This is a genomic window from Bradyrhizobium sp. BLXBL-01 (assembly GCF_051853025.1).
Classification (GTDB): domain Bacteria; phylum Pseudomonadota; class Alphaproteobacteria; order Rhizobiales; family Xanthobacteraceae; genus Bradyrhizobium.
Genome location: NZ_CP182471.1, coordinates 7162380 through 7180239, shown reverse-complemented (window position 1 = coordinate 7180239; position 17860 = coordinate 7162380). Strand labels below are relative to the sequence as shown.

General features: G+C 66.7%; 18 protein-coding genes. 9 read left to right on the top strand and 9 right to left on the bottom strand.

What is annotated here, in order from left to right; genetic code table 11:
- Positions 1-45: 45 nt before the first annotated feature.
- Positions 46-1596 carry a L,D-transpeptidase gene (locus ACNJYA_RS33190; protein ID WP_439401465.1) on the top strand — a complete coding sequence of 517 codons (1551 nt, stop codon included), beginning with the start codon at positions 46-48 and terminating at the stop codon, positions 1594-1596.
- 29 nt (positions 1597-1625) lie between these two features.
- On the opposite strand, the gene ACNJYA_RS33185 is transcribed toward ACNJYA_RS33190, so the two are convergent.
- The 5 genes from ACNJYA_RS33185 to ACNJYA_RS33165 form a co-directional block, all read right to left on the bottom strand.
- Positions 1626-2438 (bottom strand): class I SAM-dependent methyltransferase, encoded by an 813-nt coding sequence (locus ACNJYA_RS33185; RefSeq protein ID WP_439401464.1) that lies wholly within the window; start codon positions 2436-2438, stop codon positions 1626-1628.
- A 301-nt stretch (positions 2439-2739) separates the two neighbouring features.
- Positions 2740-3249: a DoxX family protein gene (locus tag ACNJYA_RS33180; protein WP_439401463.1), complete on the bottom strand. Its 510-nt coding sequence runs from the start codon at positions 3247-3249 to the stop codon at positions 2740-2742.
- Positions 3246-4028 carry an HvfC/BufC N-terminal domain-containing protein gene (locus tag ACNJYA_RS33175; RefSeq protein ID WP_439401462.1) on the bottom strand — a complete coding sequence of 261 codons (783 nt, stop codon included), beginning with the start codon at positions 4026-4028 and terminating at the stop codon, positions 3246-3248. The genes ACNJYA_RS33180 and ACNJYA_RS33175 overlap by 4 nt, the downstream gene beginning before the upstream one ends.
- The gene (gene bufB, locus ACNJYA_RS33170) at positions 4018-4932 is read right to left on the bottom strand and encodes an MNIO family bufferin maturase (RefSeq protein ID WP_439401461.1); all 915 of its coding nucleotides are present in this window, start codon (positions 4930-4932) and stop codon (positions 4018-4020) included. Before bufB ends, ACNJYA_RS33175 begins: the two co-directional genes overlap by 11 nt.
- Positions 4933-4969: 37 nt before the next feature.
- Entirely contained in the window at positions 4970-5275 is a 306-nt protein-coding gene (locus tag ACNJYA_RS33165; RefSeq protein WP_212259244.1) for a BufA1 family periplasmic bufferin-type metallophore, read from the bottom strand.
- Positions 5276-5586: 311 nt separating this feature from the next.
- On the opposite strand from ACNJYA_RS33165, the gene ACNJYA_RS33160 reads away from it, so the two are divergent.
- From ACNJYA_RS33160 to ACNJYA_RS33145, 4 genes are all read left to right on the top strand, one after another.
- Positions 5587-7683: an adenylate/guanylate cyclase domain-containing protein gene (locus tag ACNJYA_RS33160; RefSeq protein WP_439401460.1), complete on the top strand. Its 2097-nt coding sequence runs from the start codon at positions 5587-5589 to the stop codon at positions 7681-7683.
- 176 nt (positions 7684-7859) lie between these two features.
- Complete coding sequence (locus ACNJYA_RS33155; protein ID WP_439401459.1) at positions 7860-8813, top strand: alpha/beta fold hydrolase; 954 nt, start codon at positions 7860-7862, stop codon at positions 8811-8813.
- Positions 8788-9372, top strand: a complete 585-nt coding sequence (locus tag ACNJYA_RS33150; protein WP_439401458.1) for a HutD/Ves family protein — start codon at positions 8788-8790, stop codon at positions 9370-9372. Before ACNJYA_RS33155 ends, ACNJYA_RS33150 begins: the two co-directional genes overlap by 26 nt.
- Before the next feature lie 103 nt (positions 9373-9475).
- Positions 9476-10681, top strand: a complete 1206-nt coding sequence (locus ACNJYA_RS33145) for an adenylate/guanylate cyclase domain-containing protein (protein ID WP_439401457.1) — start codon at positions 9476-9478, stop codon at positions 10679-10681.
- On the opposite strand, the gene ACNJYA_RS33140 is transcribed toward ACNJYA_RS33145, so the two are convergent.
- The 3 genes from ACNJYA_RS33140 to ACNJYA_RS33130 form a co-directional block, all read right to left on the bottom strand.
- Positions 10668-10961, bottom strand: a complete 294-nt coding sequence (locus ACNJYA_RS33140; RefSeq protein WP_172788174.1) for a hypothetical protein — start codon at positions 10959-10961, stop codon at positions 10668-10670. The two genes, ACNJYA_RS33145 and ACNJYA_RS33140, sit on opposite strands and share 14 nt — an antisense overlap.
- A gap of 165 nt (positions 10962-11126) precedes the next feature.
- Positions 11127-11306 (bottom strand): hypothetical protein, encoded by a 180-nt coding sequence (locus tag ACNJYA_RS33135; protein WP_172788175.1) that lies wholly within the window; start codon positions 11304-11306, stop codon positions 11127-11129.
- A gap of 45 nt (positions 11307-11351) precedes the next feature.
- Positions 11352-11558 carry a hypothetical protein gene (locus tag ACNJYA_RS33130; RefSeq protein ID WP_212259284.1) on the bottom strand — a complete coding sequence of 69 codons (207 nt, stop codon included), beginning with the start codon at positions 11556-11558 and terminating at the stop codon, positions 11352-11354.
- A 148-nt stretch (positions 11559-11706) separates the two neighbouring features.
- Between ACNJYA_RS33130 and ACNJYA_RS33125 the strand changes: the two genes are divergently transcribed.
- The 3 genes from ACNJYA_RS33125 to ACNJYA_RS33115 all read left to right on the top strand — a co-directional run bounded on the left by ACNJYA_RS33125 (position 11707) and on the right by ACNJYA_RS33115 (position 16752).
- Entirely contained in the window at positions 11707-12504 is a 798-nt protein-coding gene (locus tag ACNJYA_RS33125) for an adenylate/guanylate cyclase domain-containing protein (protein WP_439401456.1), read from the top strand.
- 157 nt (positions 12505-12661) lie between these two features.
- Positions 12662-15733, top strand: coding sequence for an EAL domain-containing protein (locus ACNJYA_RS33120; RefSeq protein ID WP_439401455.1), 3072 nt, complete (start codon positions 12662-12664; stop codon positions 15731-15733).
- Between the two features lie 77 nt (positions 15734-15810).
- The gene (locus ACNJYA_RS33115; protein ID WP_212259236.1) at positions 15811-16752 is read left to right on the top strand and encodes a non-homologous end joining protein Ku; all 942 of its coding nucleotides are present in this window, start codon (positions 15811-15813) and stop codon (positions 16750-16752) included.
- 45 nt (positions 16753-16797) lie between these two features.
- Here the strand turns inward: ACNJYA_RS33115 and ACNJYA_RS33110 are convergent, their stop codons facing one another.
- Entirely contained in the window at positions 16798-17067 is a 270-nt protein-coding gene (locus tag ACNJYA_RS33110; protein ID WP_212259235.1) for a hypothetical protein, read from the bottom strand.
- Positions 17068-17313: 246 nt separating this feature from the next.
- Between ACNJYA_RS33110 and ACNJYA_RS33105 the strand changes: the two genes are divergently transcribed.
- The gene (locus ACNJYA_RS33105; RefSeq protein WP_212259234.1) at positions 17314-17790 is read left to right on the top strand and encodes a DUF3833 family protein; all 477 of its coding nucleotides are present in this window, start codon (positions 17314-17316) and stop codon (positions 17788-17790) included.
- Positions 17791-17860 lie beyond the last annotated feature (70 nt).

Below are 17860 nucleotides of genomic sequence, written 5' to 3'. Positions count from 1 at the left end.
GCACGTGAGCGACACCAGCCGACTGGCAGTTGGACCGAGGATGGCATGAAAAACCGATCGACGACGGCGCAATCCATCAGGGCGGTGGGGCGCCGGGGGCCTGCCGGAATCATGGCGCTCGTGGCGGCGGCGACCCTTGCAGCGGTGGCCCCGGCGATTGCGGCCAAGCAGCAGCGCCAGGTGGCCGAGGCGGTGGCGCAGCGTGTGGCTGGCGAGCCGATCATGGCGATCGTGTCGATCAAGAGCCAGCAGGTCACGTTCTACGATGCCGATGGCTGGATCCTGCGCGCGCCGGTATCGACCGGCACCACGGGCCGCGAGACGCCGGCCGGGGTGTTCGCCATCGTCGAGAAGGAAAGGGAGCACCGCTCGACGATGTATGACGATGCCTGGATGCCGCATATGCAGCGCATCACCTGGAACGGAATCGCCCTGCATGGCGGACCGCTGCCCGGCTACGCCGCCTCGCACGGCTGCGTGCGCATGCCGTTCGGCTTCGCCGAGAACCTGTTCGACAAGACCTATCTCGGGATGCGCGTGATCATCTCGCCGTATGACTCGGTCCCGACCGACTTCTCTCACCCCTCGCTGTTCGTGCCGAAGCCGGAGGCCATCGCGGCCGTGCCTGCTCGGGCCGACAAGCTCTCCGCCGAGGCCGAGGAGGCCACAAGGGCGGCCGACGAGGCCAAGAAGGCTGCGTCCGCCGCCGCGAAGGAAGCCGCCTCGCTCCCGGCCGCGCTGCGCAAGCTGGAACAGCAGAAGGCCCGCGCCGATGCCGAGCTTGCCTTCGCCGACAAGACGCTCGCGAATGCCAGGAACGATCAGGCCCGCGCCAAGGCCGAGGAGCTGAAGCAGAAGGCGGCAGCCAAGGCTGCCGACGCGGCGACGCAGCTCGACGCCGCCAGGGCCGCCGCGCAGCCGAAGCGCGATGCGGTGGCCGCGACCAAGGAAGCCGCGAAGACCGCTGCGGCCAGAAAAACCGAGGCCGTCAAGGCGGCGACCGACGCAAAGCTCGCCGGCGAGCCGGTCTCGGTCTACATCAGCCGTTCGACACAGAAGCTCTACGTGCGGCGGAACACGCACAAGCCGGCGCCCGACGGCGGCGGCGAGGTGTTCGACACCAGCATCGAGGTCCCCGTCACGATCCGCAATCCCGAGCAGCCGATCGGCACGCATATCTTCACGGCGATGGCGAAGAGCGGCACCGGCTTGCGCTGGAGCGTGGTCACGATCGAGAACGGCGACGAGGCACGCAACGCGCTCGACCGCATCACCATCCCGCAGGACGTGTGGGACCGCATCGGGCCGACCGCGTTGCCGCGCTCCTCGATCATCATCTCGGACGAGCCGCTGAGCAGCGAGACCAATTACCGGACCGAGTTCGTCGCGGTTCTGAGCAACGAGCCGCAAGGCGGCTTCATCACGCGCAAGCCGACCGCGCCTGCGATGATCGCAAGCGATGACGGCTGGGACAATAACGGCTTCGGCTTCTTCTTCCAGCAGCGCGATCCGTACGTCCAGCCGGCCAACCCGCGCCGGCGCAGCCAGTACCAGTATTATCAGCCGGCGCAGCCGATGCAGCGGGGCTTCTGGTAAGGACGTGCCGTATCGGCCGACGTCCGCGGCTACGGGCGGGCCTCGATCACGATCGCCTGGATCTTGCCCTCGACCGGACCGGAGCCATGGCGCGTCCGGATTGCGTCGGCAACGATATCGGTCGCCGCCTGAAGCTTGCCGGCATCCCGCGCCTCGATCTCGCTGCGCAGCGGCGTGCCTTGGCAGAGCGCAATGGCGACATATTCGGCTGAAGGTGCCCGGCTGATTTCGGATCGGGTTTCGATCGATATGTCGCGGAAGCCCGCGCGTTCGAGATCGCCCCTGATGACGGCCTTGTCGTGATAGCCGTGCGGCGTCCGGATCATGAAACGCGGCGGATCGTCGGGAAACAGCCTTCCGAGCGCGGCCGTGGCTTCATGCGTCAGCACGTTGTCCTCGATGCGATCCCAGACGTTGAACACGAACGTGCCGTCGCCCTTCAGGACGCGCTTGACCTCTCCATAGGCCTTGATGCGGTCCGGAAAGAACATCGCGCCGAACTGGCAGCAGACCACGTCGAACTCGCCATCGCCGAAGGGCAGGGCCATCCCGTCCGCCTGGCGCCAGGTGATGCGATCGTCATCCGCCTGGCGCTGCGCTGCGACCGCGAGCATCGGCTCGTTGAGGTCGGTTGCAACGTAGCGAACGCCGCGCGGCAGCGCCGCCGCCACGGCACGCGTCACGGCGCCGGTGCCCGCGGCGATCTCGAGCAGGACGGAGGGGGAGCGTGCGGCGATGCGTTTTGCGATGTCCTCCGCATAGACGGCGAAGATCATCGGGACGAGATACTCGTCGTAGATTTTCGGAATCGAGCCGGCGAAGACCTTGTCAGTGTCGGGCATGCTAGCCTCGCTGAAGGTTCGGACACGAGGCGCAAATTACCATGGTTTCCCGCCAGGGCTAGCACCTCGCGGTCGATAGCGGCCTGAGCGGGATGTAGCTACGCTCATCACACCCACAACCGTCATCCCTGCGCAACTGCGAAGCAGTTGTCGCTGGAGGTGCGAGCCTTGCGATGCGCTCGCATCGCAAGGTGAAGCCTCGAAGGATGGGCCACAGACGCTTGCAGCTCATCCTTCGAGGCGCGCAAGGGCGCGCACCTCAGGATGACGGTCGTGCTCGTGGATATACAAGATCGCGTGCCTATCGCCCGTGCGACCGCGCACGACAAACAAGATGGTCGAGCGAGATGAGCCCGGGCCCGTAAGCCATGATGCCGAGTGCCATCGCTGCCCAGGTGAGGTGGATCGGCCAGCCGTCGGGCACCGTGAGCTCGACGATCACCGTCATGAACAGCAGCCCGAGCGCTGCGAACCGCGTGCCGAGCCCCAGCACCAGCAGGATCGGGAACATGATCTCGCCGCAGCCCGACAGGAAGGCCATCAATGTCGGTGCCGGAAAGTGATAGGGCCCGCCCGGCAGATGCAGCATGAATTCGTCGCTGAACAGCGTCACCGCGGTGTCGTTGAGCTTGAGGAAGCCGCCCCATTTGAGCAGGCCCGAGCGCCAAAATGGCACGGCCAGCGCGAGGCGCAGCACCAGCTGGACCAGCGATGGCGTCGCGAGCGTCTGCACCAGATGATTGGCTCTGTCGATGAGTGCCCCGGGCGAGGGCAGGCCGCTGGCGGTCGTCATGTGCTGGTCCGTGATCATGATGGGTCTCCGCAACAGAGCGAGGTGAAGGCGCCGGCTTCCATCAGCCCGGCGATGTTCGCGGCAATGTCGAATTCGCTTGCAGCCTCCAGCGCCGCCGCCGCGGCCTCGCCGAGCGGTCGCCCTGACATGAGAAGGTGCGCGAAGACCGCGCCGCCGGGTGGCAGGCGGCGCACGGCGACGTCGAACTCGCCTCGCGTGACCAGCGCATCCTCCGGCGTCGAGGCATCGATCCGCATGACCGGTGCGTTGTCGCGGTTGGCCGCAAAGATCGTCACGGCGGCGTAGTCCGAACGCAGGCATTGTGCGGCCGGGTGCGGAATGAACACCAGATCAGCCAAGCGATCGGGTGTCACCGCCACGAGCCGGGCCGGCGACAGCGGGGCTGCGTCGGCGGCGTGATAGGCATCGAGCCAGGCCCGTTCGAGACGCGCGACGTCGGCGAGCCAGGGCATATCTTGCGCATGCTCGTAAGCTTCGATGAACTCGGCGAAGTCGCGGCCGTATTCGAACAGCAGCGGCGATGTCGGCGGATGGCTGCGCACATGCAAGCGCGCCATCGCGCGGAAGAAGTCGGTGCCGGTGATGCGCTGCACCGCTGGATAAATCGCGGCCAGCGCGTCGATCAGGCTGACCGTGACGTTGTTGCGGTAGACGTCGTAGCGCCGGCCAGCGGCTTTGCCGTTCGGGCCGGTGACCAGCTCAGGCGTGCTGCGTGCCGGATCCAGCAGCGCCGGCGCGAACGATGCGGCAAAGGACAAGCCGGGTTCAGGCAGCATGACGGTCTCCTGCCATTGCTGTGGACTGATGGCGATCGAGGATCGCCTGGGCGGCAGCGGCCTCCGCTTGCAGCACCGGCCAGTCCGGAATCTTGCTGTCCCATTCGATCAGCGTCGGCACCGGCCCGCGGCGTTGGATGACGATTTCGTAGAGCTTCCAGACGGCATCAGTGACCGGGCCATCGTGGCTGTCGATCAACAGCAGATCACCTTCGTCGTCGGCCTGCTCGGCATGCCCGGCGAGATGAATTTCCTCGACGCGCGACAGCGGGAAATCAGCGAGGTAGTCGAGCGCCGAATATCCATGGTTGGTCGCGGAGACGAACAAATTGTTGACGTCGAGCAGCAGGCCGCAGCCGGTGCGCTCCGTAACGGCGCGGATGAATTCGGTCTCGCGCATCGAGGATTCGCGGAAGGCGAGATAGGTCGACGGGTTTTCCAGGAGCAGCGGCCGGCGGATCGCCTCCTGCACCTGGTCGATGTGATCGCAGACGCAGGCCAGCGTCGCGGCGGTGTAGGGCAGGGGCAGCAGATCGTTGAAGAAGCTGGTCTCGTGCGTCGACCACGCGAGATGCTCGGACACCAGCGCCGGCTGATAGCGCGCGACCAGGCCGCGGAAGCGTGCCAGATGCGCCTTGTCGAGCGGCCGGGGTCCGCCGATCGACATGCAGACGCCGTGCAGGGAGAGCGGATGATCGCGGCGGATCGCCTCCAGTGCGCGATGCGGCGGCCCGCCGGCGCCCATGTAGTTCTCGGCGTGGACCTCGAAGAAGCCGCGCCGAGGCTTCGCCTCGAGGATTGCGGGGAGGTGCTCGGGCTTGAAGCTCGTTCCGGCAACGCCGCCGATCGGCGTCGCGAAGCGGAGCGGCAGCGCTGCTGGCAGGGCCGGCTTGATTGTGCTCATCGTGCTGCTCCGTTCGCGCTTGCTGTTGCGCCGGCCGTTACACCGGCTTGAGCGAACCCTTCTTGCCGCCCGGCAGCTCGATGCTGGTGCAGGTGCCGCCCTGGACGAATTTCCAGGCATTACCCTGGTAGTCGGCGGTCGAGGTGCCCTGGCAGGTCGTGCCCGGTCCCGCCGCGCAATCGTTCTGGCCCTTCAGGGCGACGCCGAAGCACTTCTCCTTCTTTGCGGCGACGGCGGCATCGGCTTCGGCCTTGGTCAGAGGGCCGGCGGAGGCAAGGGTTGCGAGCGCGGTCGACACCGCACCGGCGAGGACGAGGGAGGTGACGGCATGTTTGGCAGACATCAGAGGTTCTCCTGTTCGAGGTGGCATCGCCTTGGCGGGGATGCGCGCATGGTCTCCTTCGCTCCCCGCGCCGCCCGCGTTACGGCGGGCTGCTCACGAAGCCGTGAGACCGAGTGGGTCGGGCGCACGGCGGTGCGCTTGGGTGGGGATTAGCGGGCAAGTGGGCGACCAAATCCAATGCCTTGGCGCTATCGACACGTTAGAGCGAGAGCATTGGATGCGTCCTACCAAACTTGGCAGAGGTAACGGACGGTAGGAAATCTGCGTAGAGCGATGACAGGAGCCGTGCCCACCCAAAGGCGGATACAACCATGAACGTCGATCCCGGACGCCAGCTTCGTGCGATCGCAAGGATGACGGTGAGCATCCGCCTTGCTGTGTCCGCGCTGGTCCTCACGGCGATCCTGCTGACCGCGGCGCTTTCCAGCCTGCTGTGGTGGCGCACGGCGGAGGCGGCCAGCCGGCAGCTCGCCTCGACCATCAACGAGCAGATCGTGGCGGCGGTGCGCAAGGAGGTCTCGGCCATCGTCGACGAGGCGCGGGCCGCGCACACCGCGATCCGCACGCTGTTCCTCCAGAACGTGCTCGACACCCGCGAGGCCGACAAGCGCGAGTTCGTCTTTCTCTCGCAATTGCAGTCGCAGGCGACGATTTCCTGGGTCGCGTTCGGCTGGCCCGACGGCTCCTTCTTCGCCGCGCACAAGCTCGGCGATCGGCGCCTGGAGATGATGGAGATCTCGCTGACGGATCATCCGGGGCAGCGCCGCGTCGACGAATATGACGTGGTGCCCGGCGACATCGAGTTCGCCAACCGCCGCTTCGAGCCGACCGATTTCCGCGTCGCCGTTCAGGCCTGGTTCAAGGCCGGCCTCGGCGCGGACGACCCGCAATGGTTCAGGGTGATGGACCATGCGACCGGCGAGCGCCCGTCGATCGCTTTCGCCGGACCGATCGACGTCTACCAGGAACGGCAAGGCGTGCTTGCCGTCATCATCGAATATACCAGGCTCGCGCGCTTCCTGTCGCAGCTGGAGGTCGGACGCACCGGCACCGCCTTCATCGTCGACGGCAGCGGCGAGCTCGTCGCAGCGCCCGACAAGGACGCCGACGAGCTCCATCCGGCGCGCGGCGACACCGCGCTGCTGCCGCTGGCGCGCGCAGCGCTCGACCAGGCGGGCGAGGCCGGCCGCAAGGAGGCCTGGCGAAGCCGGCTCACCTCGGGCGGCGCGGCCTATGAGGTTGCGCTGACGCCGCTGCCGTTTCCCGGCTGGTCGCTCGCGACCGTGATCCCCGAGGCCGAATTTCTCGGGCCGGTCGAGACGACATTGCACCGCCTGATCCTCGGTCTTGCCGTCGGCGCCGTGCTCGCGGCGCTGGCCTCGGCGATGCTGGCGCGGTCCGTCATCGCCGCGCCGCTGTCGCGCGTCGTCGGCGAGCTGCGCCATGTCGAAGCCTTCGCGCTGGAGCAGGTCCGTCGCCATCCGTCGCGGCTCAAGGAGATCGCGAGCCTGTCGGGTGCAATCGCGGAGATGGCGGCCGGCCTGTCCGCCTTCCGCAAGTTCATCCCGGCGGATCTCGTCCGCGGCCTGCTGCGCCAGGGTGTCGAGGCGCGGCCCGGCGGCAGCATCCAGGAGCTGAGCGTGATGTTCATCGACATTGCCGGCTTCACCGGACTGTCGGAGCGGCTCGGCGATCGCGTGGTGCCGCTGCTGTCGCGCTATCTCGACCTCACCTCGGAGATCATCGTCGCCAACGGCGGGACCATAGACAAGTTCATCGGCGATGCCGTGATGGCGTTCTGGGGCGCGCCGCAGCCGCAAGACGATCACGCCGCGCGATGCTGCCGCGCCGCGCTCGCCTGCCGCCTTGCAGTCGAACAATCGGGCCTCGTCGACGATCTCGGCCAGCCGCTCCAGATCCGCATCGGCATCAATTCCGGCCGCATGCTGGTCGGCAATATCGGCTCGGAGCTGCGGCTGAACTACACCGTGATCGGCGATGCCGTAAACGTTGCGAGCCGGCTCGAAAGCGCCAACAAATCTTACGGCACGCAAATCCTGATCGGCGCGGCGACCGAACGTCTGGCGCGCGGCGCCGTCGTCACGCGCGAGGTCGACAGCATCGCGGTTTACGGACGCGAGGAGGGGCTGTCCGTTCACGAGCTGATCGGGATGGTGAACGATAATGCGGCGGGCAGCGACACGATCGGCTGGATCGCGGATTACGAACGCGGTCTCGCCGCCTATCGCGCGCGCCGATTTGCCGACGCACTCGCCGATTTCGAGGCCGTGCTGAGGCAACGCGGCGACGATCGTCCGGCCGAGCTGATGCGTGACCGCTGCCGTCGGCTCGCTGCAGCTGCGCCCGACGTCACTTGGCGGCCTGTGGCGGCATTGACGTCGAAATAGCCGCGCGGATTTTGCGACGTCATGCGCGTGCCGCGCATTCCGCAGGCCGAGCCCTTGAGCTCGCCGGGGGCCCATAGTAAGGATCGCCTGGGTCTGCAGTTCACCCAGCCGTCAGCGTCCCGCGAAGCTTCTGCGTCATCTCAAGGCCGGCGCACTCGAGGCGTGGAAGGCGCGACATGACCGCAAATCCGGATGCATTGCCGCTCGCCGGGCCTGCTCCGGTCTCGGTGCAGACCTCCCGCGGGATCGTCCAATGCGCGGTCGCAGGCGAGGGGCCCGCTATCCTCGCCATTCATGGTGGCATGGGCGGCCACGACCAATCCTGGCTGCTCGCGCGTGCGCTCGCCTCGACGCTCGGCGACAAGCGGGTGGTGGCCGTGTCTCGCCCAGGCTATCTCGGCTCGCGCCCGGAGCTCGGTGCCTCGCCCGACGAGCAGGCTGATCTCTATCGCGAGTTGCTCGATGCGCTCGGGATCTCCAATGCGGCGGTCGTCGCGGTCTCCGCCGGCGGCCCCTCGGTGCTGCAATTCGCCGCGCGGCATCCCTCGCGCTGCCGCTCGCTGGTGCTGGTGTCGGCCTGCACGGGACGACTGCAAACGCCGCCGGACATCGCCGGGCGGCTGCGCATGATGCGCCATCTTGCGCGTCTTCCCGGATTGCCTCGGCTCCTGAAGTGGCGGGCTGAACGCAATCCGCAATCCGGTGCGCGCCGCGCGATTCCCGATGACGCGTTGCGCGAGCGAACCTTGCGCCATCCCGAGGCAGCTCTCTTATTGCGCACCTTGCAGTCGAGCGTGCTCGAGCATCTGCACGCCAGGATCCCCGGGACCGTCAACGACATCGCGCAATTTGCCGCGCTGGAGCAATTGCCCGCAGGAACGGTCTCGGCGCCTGCTCTCGTCGTGCACGGCCGCGCCGACGACGTGGTGGCCTTCTCGCATGCCGAGAACGTCTGCCGCGCAATCCCGCAGGCGAAGCTGCTGGCGCTCCCCGACGGCGGTCACGTCTCGCTGTTCACGCATCTGGACGCTGTGCGCAAGGCGGCCGAGCCGTTCCTGGACGGGCGCGCCGCTGCTTCGCACCCTCATCGCATCAGGGATCTCCATGAAGGCAACGCTGCTCAATCCTGAAAGCTACACCCGCTCGCCGTGGAAGAATGGCGGCGGCATCTTCACCGACATCGCCGACGCTCATCGGGCCGATGCGCCGCGGAAGGACTGGGACAGCCTGCTCTGGCGCTTTGCGTCGACGCCGATTCTTGCGCCTGGTCCCTTCTCCCATATGCCCGGCATCGACCGCTTGCAGATGGTGGTCGAGGGACGCGGGCTGGTGCTGAAGTCGCCGACGCGGGAATTCGACGAACGTGAACCTTTTACGACGGTGCGTTTCACCGGCGAGCTCGAGATCGTGACCGAGCTCGAGGCGGGTCCCGTCGAGGTCGTGAACCTCATGGCGCGGCGCGGTGCGGCGGAGATCGACCTCCTCGCGCTGAAGGAGCCCGGCGAAAGGCCGCTCGCCGCCGGCACGCATCTGGTCTACGCCCCGCGTGGCGAATGCCGCATCCGTCTCGACCATGAGGATTTTGCGATTCCCCGCACCGGCACGCTGAAGCTCGAGCTGGCCGGGCCGTCGCAGCTCGTGCTCGTCTCGGGCCTGGCGGTGCTGGGGTCGATCCGGCTTTTGGGGTAGAACTTCAGACCAATGCGCACAATCCGTGCAACTGGCTAGGTTGACGCCGCCCGGCCGGCGCACGATATCTGCTTCGCAAAGACCGCACCCCGAGGGGCAGGATATGAATGCGCCAGATACATACGCCCCCACGCAGGCCGACGGCGTCATCGACTGGCTGACCAACGGTACGCGCGACGAGCGCTACATCGACGACATCTTCGCGCAGATGTGCATCCGCCTGCAGCAGGCGGGCATTCCGGTGCAGCGCGCGACGCTCCATGTGCTGATCAATCACCCGCAATGGCTGGGCGCCCGGATGATGTGGTCCGACGGGATGCGCGAGGCGGAGATTGCGCTGGTCGACTACGATGTGCGCGAGCGATCCGAATATATCGGCAGCGCCGCCAACGAGATCCATGACGGCGCCGCCGAGGTGCGCGAGCGGCTCGCGCAGGATTCCGCGCATCGCCGCAAGCACGCCCTCTATGACGAGATGCGGGCCAAGGGCCTGACCGACTATGTCGCCTGGCCGCTCTATCATACGCTCGGCAAGCGCCACATCGTCACTTTCGCGACCGCCCGGCCCGGCGGCTTCGAGGGCGCCCACATCGCCGGCCTGAAGAAGCTGCTGCCGGTGCTGGCGCTGGTCAGCGAGATCCGCGTCAAGAATCGCCTGGCACGCACGCTGCTGGAGACCTATGTCGGCACGCATGCCGGCGAGCTGATCCTGGCCGGCGCCACAAGGCGCGGCAGCGGCACGACGGTGCGCGCCGCGATCATGATCTGCGACCTCAGGGACTTCACCAAGATCTCCGACAACTGGCCGCGCGACGACGTGATCGACCTGCTCAACGACTATTTCGACGCGATGTCGGAGCCGATCGCGCGGCACGGCGGCGAGATCCTCAAATTCATCGGCGACGGGCTGCTCGCCATCTTCCCGCTGCATCAGCCGAACGCCTGCGCCAATCTGCTGCACGCGGTGGGGGAGGCGAGGGGAGCCATGGCCGCGCTCAACGAGCGGAACAGCGGAAGCGGCCGCGCGCCGCTGAATTACGGCATCGGCGTCCACGTTGGCGACGTCATGTACGGCAATATCGGATCGGCCAGGCGGCTCGACTTCACGGTGATCGGCCCGGCCGTCAACATGGCCTCCCGCCTGGAGACACTGACCAAGACGCTCGGTAGGAACGTGCTGCTGTCACGCGATTTCGCCGAGCTGGTCGAGAAGCAGTTCGCGCTGGAGCATGTCGGCAGCCACGAGGTGCGCGGCTTCAACGCTCCGATCGAGCTGTATGCCTATCCGGCTCGCGCTACTTCCGGTTAGTTCCGCTGGTGTTCGGCAGGGCCTGCTGGCCGCCCTGGGTTTGCCTGGCCGGATCGTTGTCGCCCGGCCTCATCGTTGACGACTTCGCCGGTGCATTCGCGCCGCCGCTGTTGGCGTCCGACGAGGTATTGAGGCTGGAGGCGCCCGCGCCGGTGGTGCCGCCGGTGCCGGTCGAATTGATGCTCGAGCCCGTCCTCGACGCACCCGCGCCGCTTTGCGCGAAGGCGGAAGGAGACGAGGCGAGAGCCGCGATGAGCCCTGCGATGACGAGTGCTTTCATGTCCGCTCCTGTGCTCGGCCCCAGGCGGCCCCGGCCCGGCGGTCCGGGGGCGGGGCTTTGAGCCGGGGCCGCCATTTGCCGGAATGGTGAGACGCCGGCGAAGGGCCAATGCGCGGCAGCGCGTGGTCGTTCCAAATCCGATGGCGCGGCCGCAAACCCGCTGAACTACGCCGACCAGCGATCCTGCTCTTCCTGGTGCGCGTGCTCGTTCAGCCGGTCGGCGAGCTCGTCCGCGATCTGCTCGGTCTCGGCCGAGGCCACCGGCTCGCCCTTGTGGGTCTTCAGCTTGTCCTTGTCGGCTTCAATCGGAAAATCGTCGGGTGTCAGTCCGGTCGTCTTGTTCATGGCGCGCCTCACTGCATCCAGTTGCGGAAAACACACGAGGCGGCGTCAGGCGCCGCCGACCGCCCGCGTGATGGTGCCGCTCCCGCCGCAGGTCGCGCAAGGCGCGCCATCGATGCGCCCCTTGCCGTGACAATCGGGACAGACGTCTTGGCCGGTGCCCTTGGTTCCGGGCGGGGCTTCGTCACCGGGATTGAGCGCTGCTTGCGTCGGGATCTTTGCGTCTTGCGCGTGGGCAGCCTTCGTCTTGGTCATCTGCGCCTCCTCGAAAACACCGCAACGCGCCTTGCCGCAGAAAGTGCCAATCGGTCGGCCAGAGAACCGAGCGCCTATTGCCGATGCGGAACTCTCCGAATAGGCTTGGCGCACATCGTCCAACGGTCCTTCCATCGGCCGCGCCTTCATGCCCAAATTCCTCCGCATCGGTGTCCATCAGTCCAACGTCTCCGGATACACGTCGAAGGCGTGGTGCGTCAGGCGGGTCGGCTCGGCGGTCTTCCTGAAATGGGGCGCGGTGGAGGTGCATGGCACAGGTGCTGCGCGCAAGGTCTATTGGTCGCGCCTGCCGCAGGAGAAGACCGTTCGTTGCGGCAGTGCGCAAGCCGCGCAGGACTACACCAAAGCCGCGATCGCGCGGCGCCGCAGCCATCGCTATGAGCCGCTGACCGGCGCGATCGCGAACCGGCGGCCGTCGGCCGCGCGCGGCGCCGAGCTCAAGCAGGCGCTCGCCACCATCCTGATCGTCGACATCGTCGGCTCCACCGCGAAGGCGGCCAAGCTCGGCGATGCGCGCTGGACCAAGGTGATGGGCCATTACTACGCGGCGGTCCGCAAGGAGCTGAAGACGTGCGGCGGCAAGGAAGTCGTCACCACCGGCGACGGCGTGCTGGCGACCTTCAGGAAGCCCGCCGCCGCCATCGCCTGCGCCAGCGCGATCCAGAAAGCCGTGCGCACGCTCGGCCTCGAGATCAGGGTTGGCCTGCACACCGGCGAATACACCATCAGCGGCGGCGAGATGGTCGGCCTCGCCTTCCACATCGGCACCCGTATTGCCGCGAAGGCGCGCGCCGGCGAGGTCCTGGTGTCGAGCGCGGTGAAGGAGCTGATGACGACGCAGACGGCGATCGGCCTGCGCGATCACGGCGTGCACCGGCTGAAGGGCGTGCCGGAAAGGTGGAGGCTGTGGCGGGTGGAGGGGTGAGGGCGGCTCTTTGCCGAGCCCCGAGGTTTCATTTCGGGAACCGAGATGATCGACGTCCCAGTGTTTCCGACATTCCGTTAAACCTAAAAACACCAAGCGCCTTTACGGGTCCTTCGCCACTCCTGCCCTAGCCTTCACGGCGGCTGGGGCAAATTTGATGGGCTTCTTCGCGCGGCTTCGCGACTCCTTCTCCGTGGGCGACACGAGCGATCCGCTCGGCCGTGCGCTGCTGGTCGAACAGTTCCGGGTTTTGCGCAAGCAGGTGCCCGTTCTCTACGCCATGCTCCTGGTCAACAGCATCAGCGTCGGGCTGGTCCTTCCCAACACGATATCGGCGTGGCTGCGATTTGCCTTGCCGGCCGCCCTTCTGGCGGCCTGTCTGTTTCGGCTCGCCCAGTGGCTGCGGCTCAAGAAGGCCGATTTCACCGCCGAGGAGGCGCATCTCGAGCTTGCAAGAGTTCGCACCGCCACGGTGGTGCTCAGCTCCGGCTTCGTGATCTGGATCCTGGCGCTGTTCATGGTCGTCGATCCCGGTCTGCGCGCGTCGGTCTCGCTGCTTCTCTTCATGGGCTGCGTCGGCACCGCCTACTGCCTCGGCAGCTTTCCGCCCGCGACGCGGCTGACGATGATCATCGCCGGCGCACCGATCGCCACGCTCCTCTTGCTCTCGGGCGAGGGGATGCTGGTCTCGGTCGGGATCAATCTCCTGGTGTTGCTCGCTCTGCTCGCCCGGATGATCAACACCAATTTCCGTTCCTTCGTGAAGCTGGTCGAGACCCACGGACGGCTGTCCGAGGAGGGTGACCGCGCGCGGGCCGCAGAGCAGACCGCGACCGCCTTTGCCGAGCGCTTCGACAGGGCGCTCAACAACATGTCCCATGGCCTCTGCTTCTTCGACGACGATCAGCGCCTGATCGTCTGCAACAGGCAATATCTCGAGATCTACGATCTGGATCCGAAGCTGGTCCGGCCCGGCATGAAGCTGACCGAGATCGTCGATCTCCGCTATTCGGCCGGCAGCGCGCCGAAGATGTCGAAGCAGGACTATCTGGTCTGGCGCAACAGCGCTCCGGTGAGCGCCGAGAATTCGGATACCACCGTGGAATTGACCAACGGCCGGATCGTGCGGATCAAGCATCGCCCGATGGAGGGCAAGGGCTGGGTCGCCACCCACGAGGATATCACCGAGCGTCATCGAACCGAGATGGCGCTTGCGGAAGCCAAGACGGCGGCCGAGCAGGCCGAAGCCGCCGCCCGCGCCGCTCACACCCATCTGACCGAAGCGCTCGACGTCGTCCCCGAAGGACTTGCCGTTTTCGACAAGGACGATCGCCTGGTGCTCTGGAATCATCAATACGCCGAATTCTACACGGCCAGCCAGGAAGCCCTTGCGGCCGGCACGCCGTTCGAAACCATGCTTCGAACCGGCCTTGCCGCGGGACAATACCCGGACGCGGCGGGGCGCGAGGAGGCGTGGCTCGCCGAGCGCCTCGCGCACCACGCGCTGCCGCACCATTCGCACGAGCAGCATCTGGCGGGCGACCGCTGGGTCCGCGTCGAGGAACGGCGCACCAGCGATGGCGGCAGCATCGGCGTCCGCATCGACATCACCGACCTCAAGCGCCGCGAGGCCTCGTTCCGCCTGCTGTTCGAGGAGAACCCGCTTCCGATGTGGGTGGTCGACGCCAAGCGGCGGCGCCTCATCGCCGTCAATGGCGCGATGTGCCGGCACTACGGCTATTCCCGCCACGACCTGCTCGCGATGTCCGAACGCCAGCTCGAATATTGCGAGCGACAGGACGCAGAGCAGGACTACGAATTGCACAGGACCGCCGACGGCGAGGCTATCCAGGTCGTGATCGAATCCCGGCCGCTGGTCTATGAGGGCCGTCCGGCCCATGTCTGCGTTGCCTTCGACGTCACCGAGCGCAATCGGGCGCAACAGCGGGTGAGCTATCTCGCGGGCCACGACGCGCTCACGGAGCTGCCCAACAGGGCCGCGCTGGGTGAGCATCTCGGCGATGCCATCGAGCGCGCGGAGATCACGGACGGCGCCTTCGCGGTGCTCTGTATCGATCTCGACCACTTCAAGGCGATCAACGACCGCTTCGGTCATGCCGTCGGCGATGCCGTGCTGCGCGAAGCCTCGCGCCGGCTGCAGGAGGCCGCGCAGGGAGCTTACGTGGCGCGCGTCGGCGGTGACGAGTTCATCGGCGTCACCGATGAGCTGCCGCTGCCGGCGACCGCCGAGCTGCTCGCGACGCGCATGCGGGCGCAATTCGAGCGCCCGATCGAGGTCGACGGCCACGCGCTCAAGATCGACCTCTGTGTCGGCGTTGCGCTCTATCCGCGCGATGCGGACAACGCCGCCTCGCTGCTCGCAAACGCCGATGCCGCGCTCTATCGCGCCAAGCACGAGGGCAGGGGAGCCATCCGCCTGTTCACCAGCGCGATGGACCAGCAGCTGCGCGACCGCCGCGCGCTGGAGCACGATCTGCGCCTCGCGGTGGAGCGGGGCGAGTTCTATCTCGAGTACCAGCCGCAGCATCATCGGGACGGCACGCTGATGGCTTACGAGGCGCTGGTGCGCTGGCGGCATCCGTTGCGCGGTGTCATTCCTCCCGGAGAGTTCATCCCGATCGCGGAGCAGAGCGGCGCCATCGCGCAGATCGACGATTGGGTGCTGATGGAGGCGTGCCGGGAGGCGGCGTCATGGGATCAGCCGCTGCGGGTCGCCGTCAACGTCTCCGCGGCCCAGTTCCGCCGCGAAAACCTCGATGCGCAGGTCCGAAGGGCGCTGCGCGAGAGCGGGCTGCCGGCCGCGCGGCTCGAGCTCGAAATCACCGAAGGCGTCCTGATCGAGGAAGTGCCGCGCGCCAGGCGGACGATGCAGTCGCTCAAGTCGCTCGGCATCCTGATCGCGCTCGACGATTTCGGAACGGGCTATTCGTCGCTGTCCTATCTCGAAGCGTTTCCTCTCGACCGGATCAAGGTCGACCGCTCCTTCGTCGCCGCTCTCGGCCAGAGCGAGCGCTCGCTCGCCATCGTCCGCGCCGTGATCGGCCTCGCCCACGGCCTCGGCGTCCCCGTCCTCGCCGAAGGCATCGAGACCGAGGCCCAGATGTCGCTCCTCGTCCAGGAAGGCTGCGACGAGATGCAGGGCTATCTCTTGGGGCGGCCGCGGCGGCTGGAGGCGGCGGCGGAGAAGGTGAGGCGGGCGGCGTCTTAATTGTCGCTCCCGATGTCGGAACCCGGGCCGGCCGTTCGTCTTGAATCCAAGCCGCCTCGAACCGGAGTTCTGCGTAAATGGCCCCGCGCGCCAATTGGAAAGGCTTCCTGAGACTGTCCCTCGTCACCTGCCCCGTGGCGCTCTACCCGGCCACGTCCGAGAGCGAGAAGATCTCGTTCAACCAGCTCAACCGGCAGACCGGCCACCGTATCAAGTACCTGAAAGTCGATGCGGAAACCGGCGACGAGGTGCCGAACGAGGACATCGTCAAGGGCTACGAGCTCGAGAAGGGCCAGTACATCGAGGTCTCCAAGGAAGAGCTCGAGGAGATCGCGCTGGAGTCCACCCGCACTATCGAGATCGACGAGTTCGTCGACAGGTCGGATATCGACCCCCGCTATTTGATCCGCCCCTATTACATCCGCCCCGACGGCAAGGTCGGCCACGACGCCTTCGCGGTGATCCGCGAGACCATCCGCGAGATGGACAAGGTCGCGATCGGGCGGGTGGTGCTGACCAACCGCGAGCACATCATCGCGCTGGAGCCGATGGACAAGGGCCTGGTCGGCACCCTGTTGCGCTACCCCTACGAGGTGCGCAGCGAGCAGGACTATTTCGACGACATCCAGGACGTGAAAGTCACCAAGGACATGCTCGATCTCGCCCGGCACATCGTCAACCAGAAGGCCGGACGCTTCGAACCCGACAAGTTCGAGGATCATTACGAGACCGCGCTGATCGAGCTGATCAACGAAAAGCGCGCCGGGAAGGTGATCCGGCCGAAGGAGCGGCCGAAGGGCGAGAACGTCGTCGACCTCATGGAGGCGCTGCGGCGAAGCGTCGGCAAGGAAGCCGGGAAGCAGGCCGCGCCTGCGAAGGCAGACAAGCCAGCCAAGAAGCCGAGGAAGGCGGCGGCCGGCCAGAAGGAGATGCTGATGCCGATCGCGGGCAAGAAGGCGGCCGCCAAGGAGTCGTCCGCTAAGAAGCCGGCGGCAGGGGCGCGGCGGAAATCGGCATGAAGCATCTTCATCGTCCGCGGTACGCGAAGGTCCTTGCCGGACGCCTCAAAGGCCCTCGTCAGGGCACTCCGGACAGGTATCGCCGATCGAATCGAGGACATCGTTGATCTCAGCGACGGCCTGATCGGCGGCGACGCCGTCCGGTGGATCCTGGCGCGCAAGCGCGACCGCGCGTTTCCGAGCGTGCGGGTCGGCACGATCCTTGGCCCAGCCGTGCTCCTCGCATTCGTTGATCGCGCCAGCCTCCTGCAGCACATGAATGGCCCATCCGCGCAAGGTCCGGATCGCCGGACGTCTTTCCCTGGTCATCAGCATGCGAGATCGCTCCTGCGGGACGAATCCGCGCTACCGCCCGCTCGTTCCCGGCGGTTAGCACGGGTCAGGGATTCCCGAACGGCGGGGCTGATCTTGTCCACGTGTTCCGGCGGGCTGTGGAGAAGGCGAAGTGTTGACGCGGGGTCTGCATGCGCCGCAAGCACGCGACCGAGCCAGGCGGGTCCCAGCTGGGGAACCCGGTGCCGAGAGGCGACTTATGTCGCCATCGGTTTCGGAGGAAAAGCCATGGCCATTGATGCGTTCGCTGGCACCACGCCGGTGTTTCTCCCTGAGCAGTTCTTCGTCGGCCGCTTGGACGGATGGGCGGTGGTCGAAAGCCTCATCGGCGGGCTGTTGAAGCGGGCGACGATCACGGCGCATGGCGAGTTGGACGCGGACACCGACACTGTCGTCCTGACAGAAACCTACACCTTCGATGACGGCCACAGCGACACGCTGCGCTGGACGATCCACAAGCTGGGCGAGGGTCAATACACCGGCCATGAGAACCGACTGGAAGGCGAAGCCACCGGCGAGCAGGCCGGTTGTGCATTTCATTGGACCTACACGCGCGACACGCCCCAAGGCGATGGAAAGTCGTTCAAGCTGAACTTCGATGATTGGCTCTATGCGATCGACGACCGCGCCTGCATCGTGCGCGGCAGTGCAGGGCGCGCGGGCATTCCGTTCGCGACGGCGCATGTGACTTATCGGAAGCTTTAGTTAGGGCGACGCGGCTGCAGCCCTGCTCCCCTGCGCGCCCTTCTTTCTTGAACTTAACATTTTTGAATCG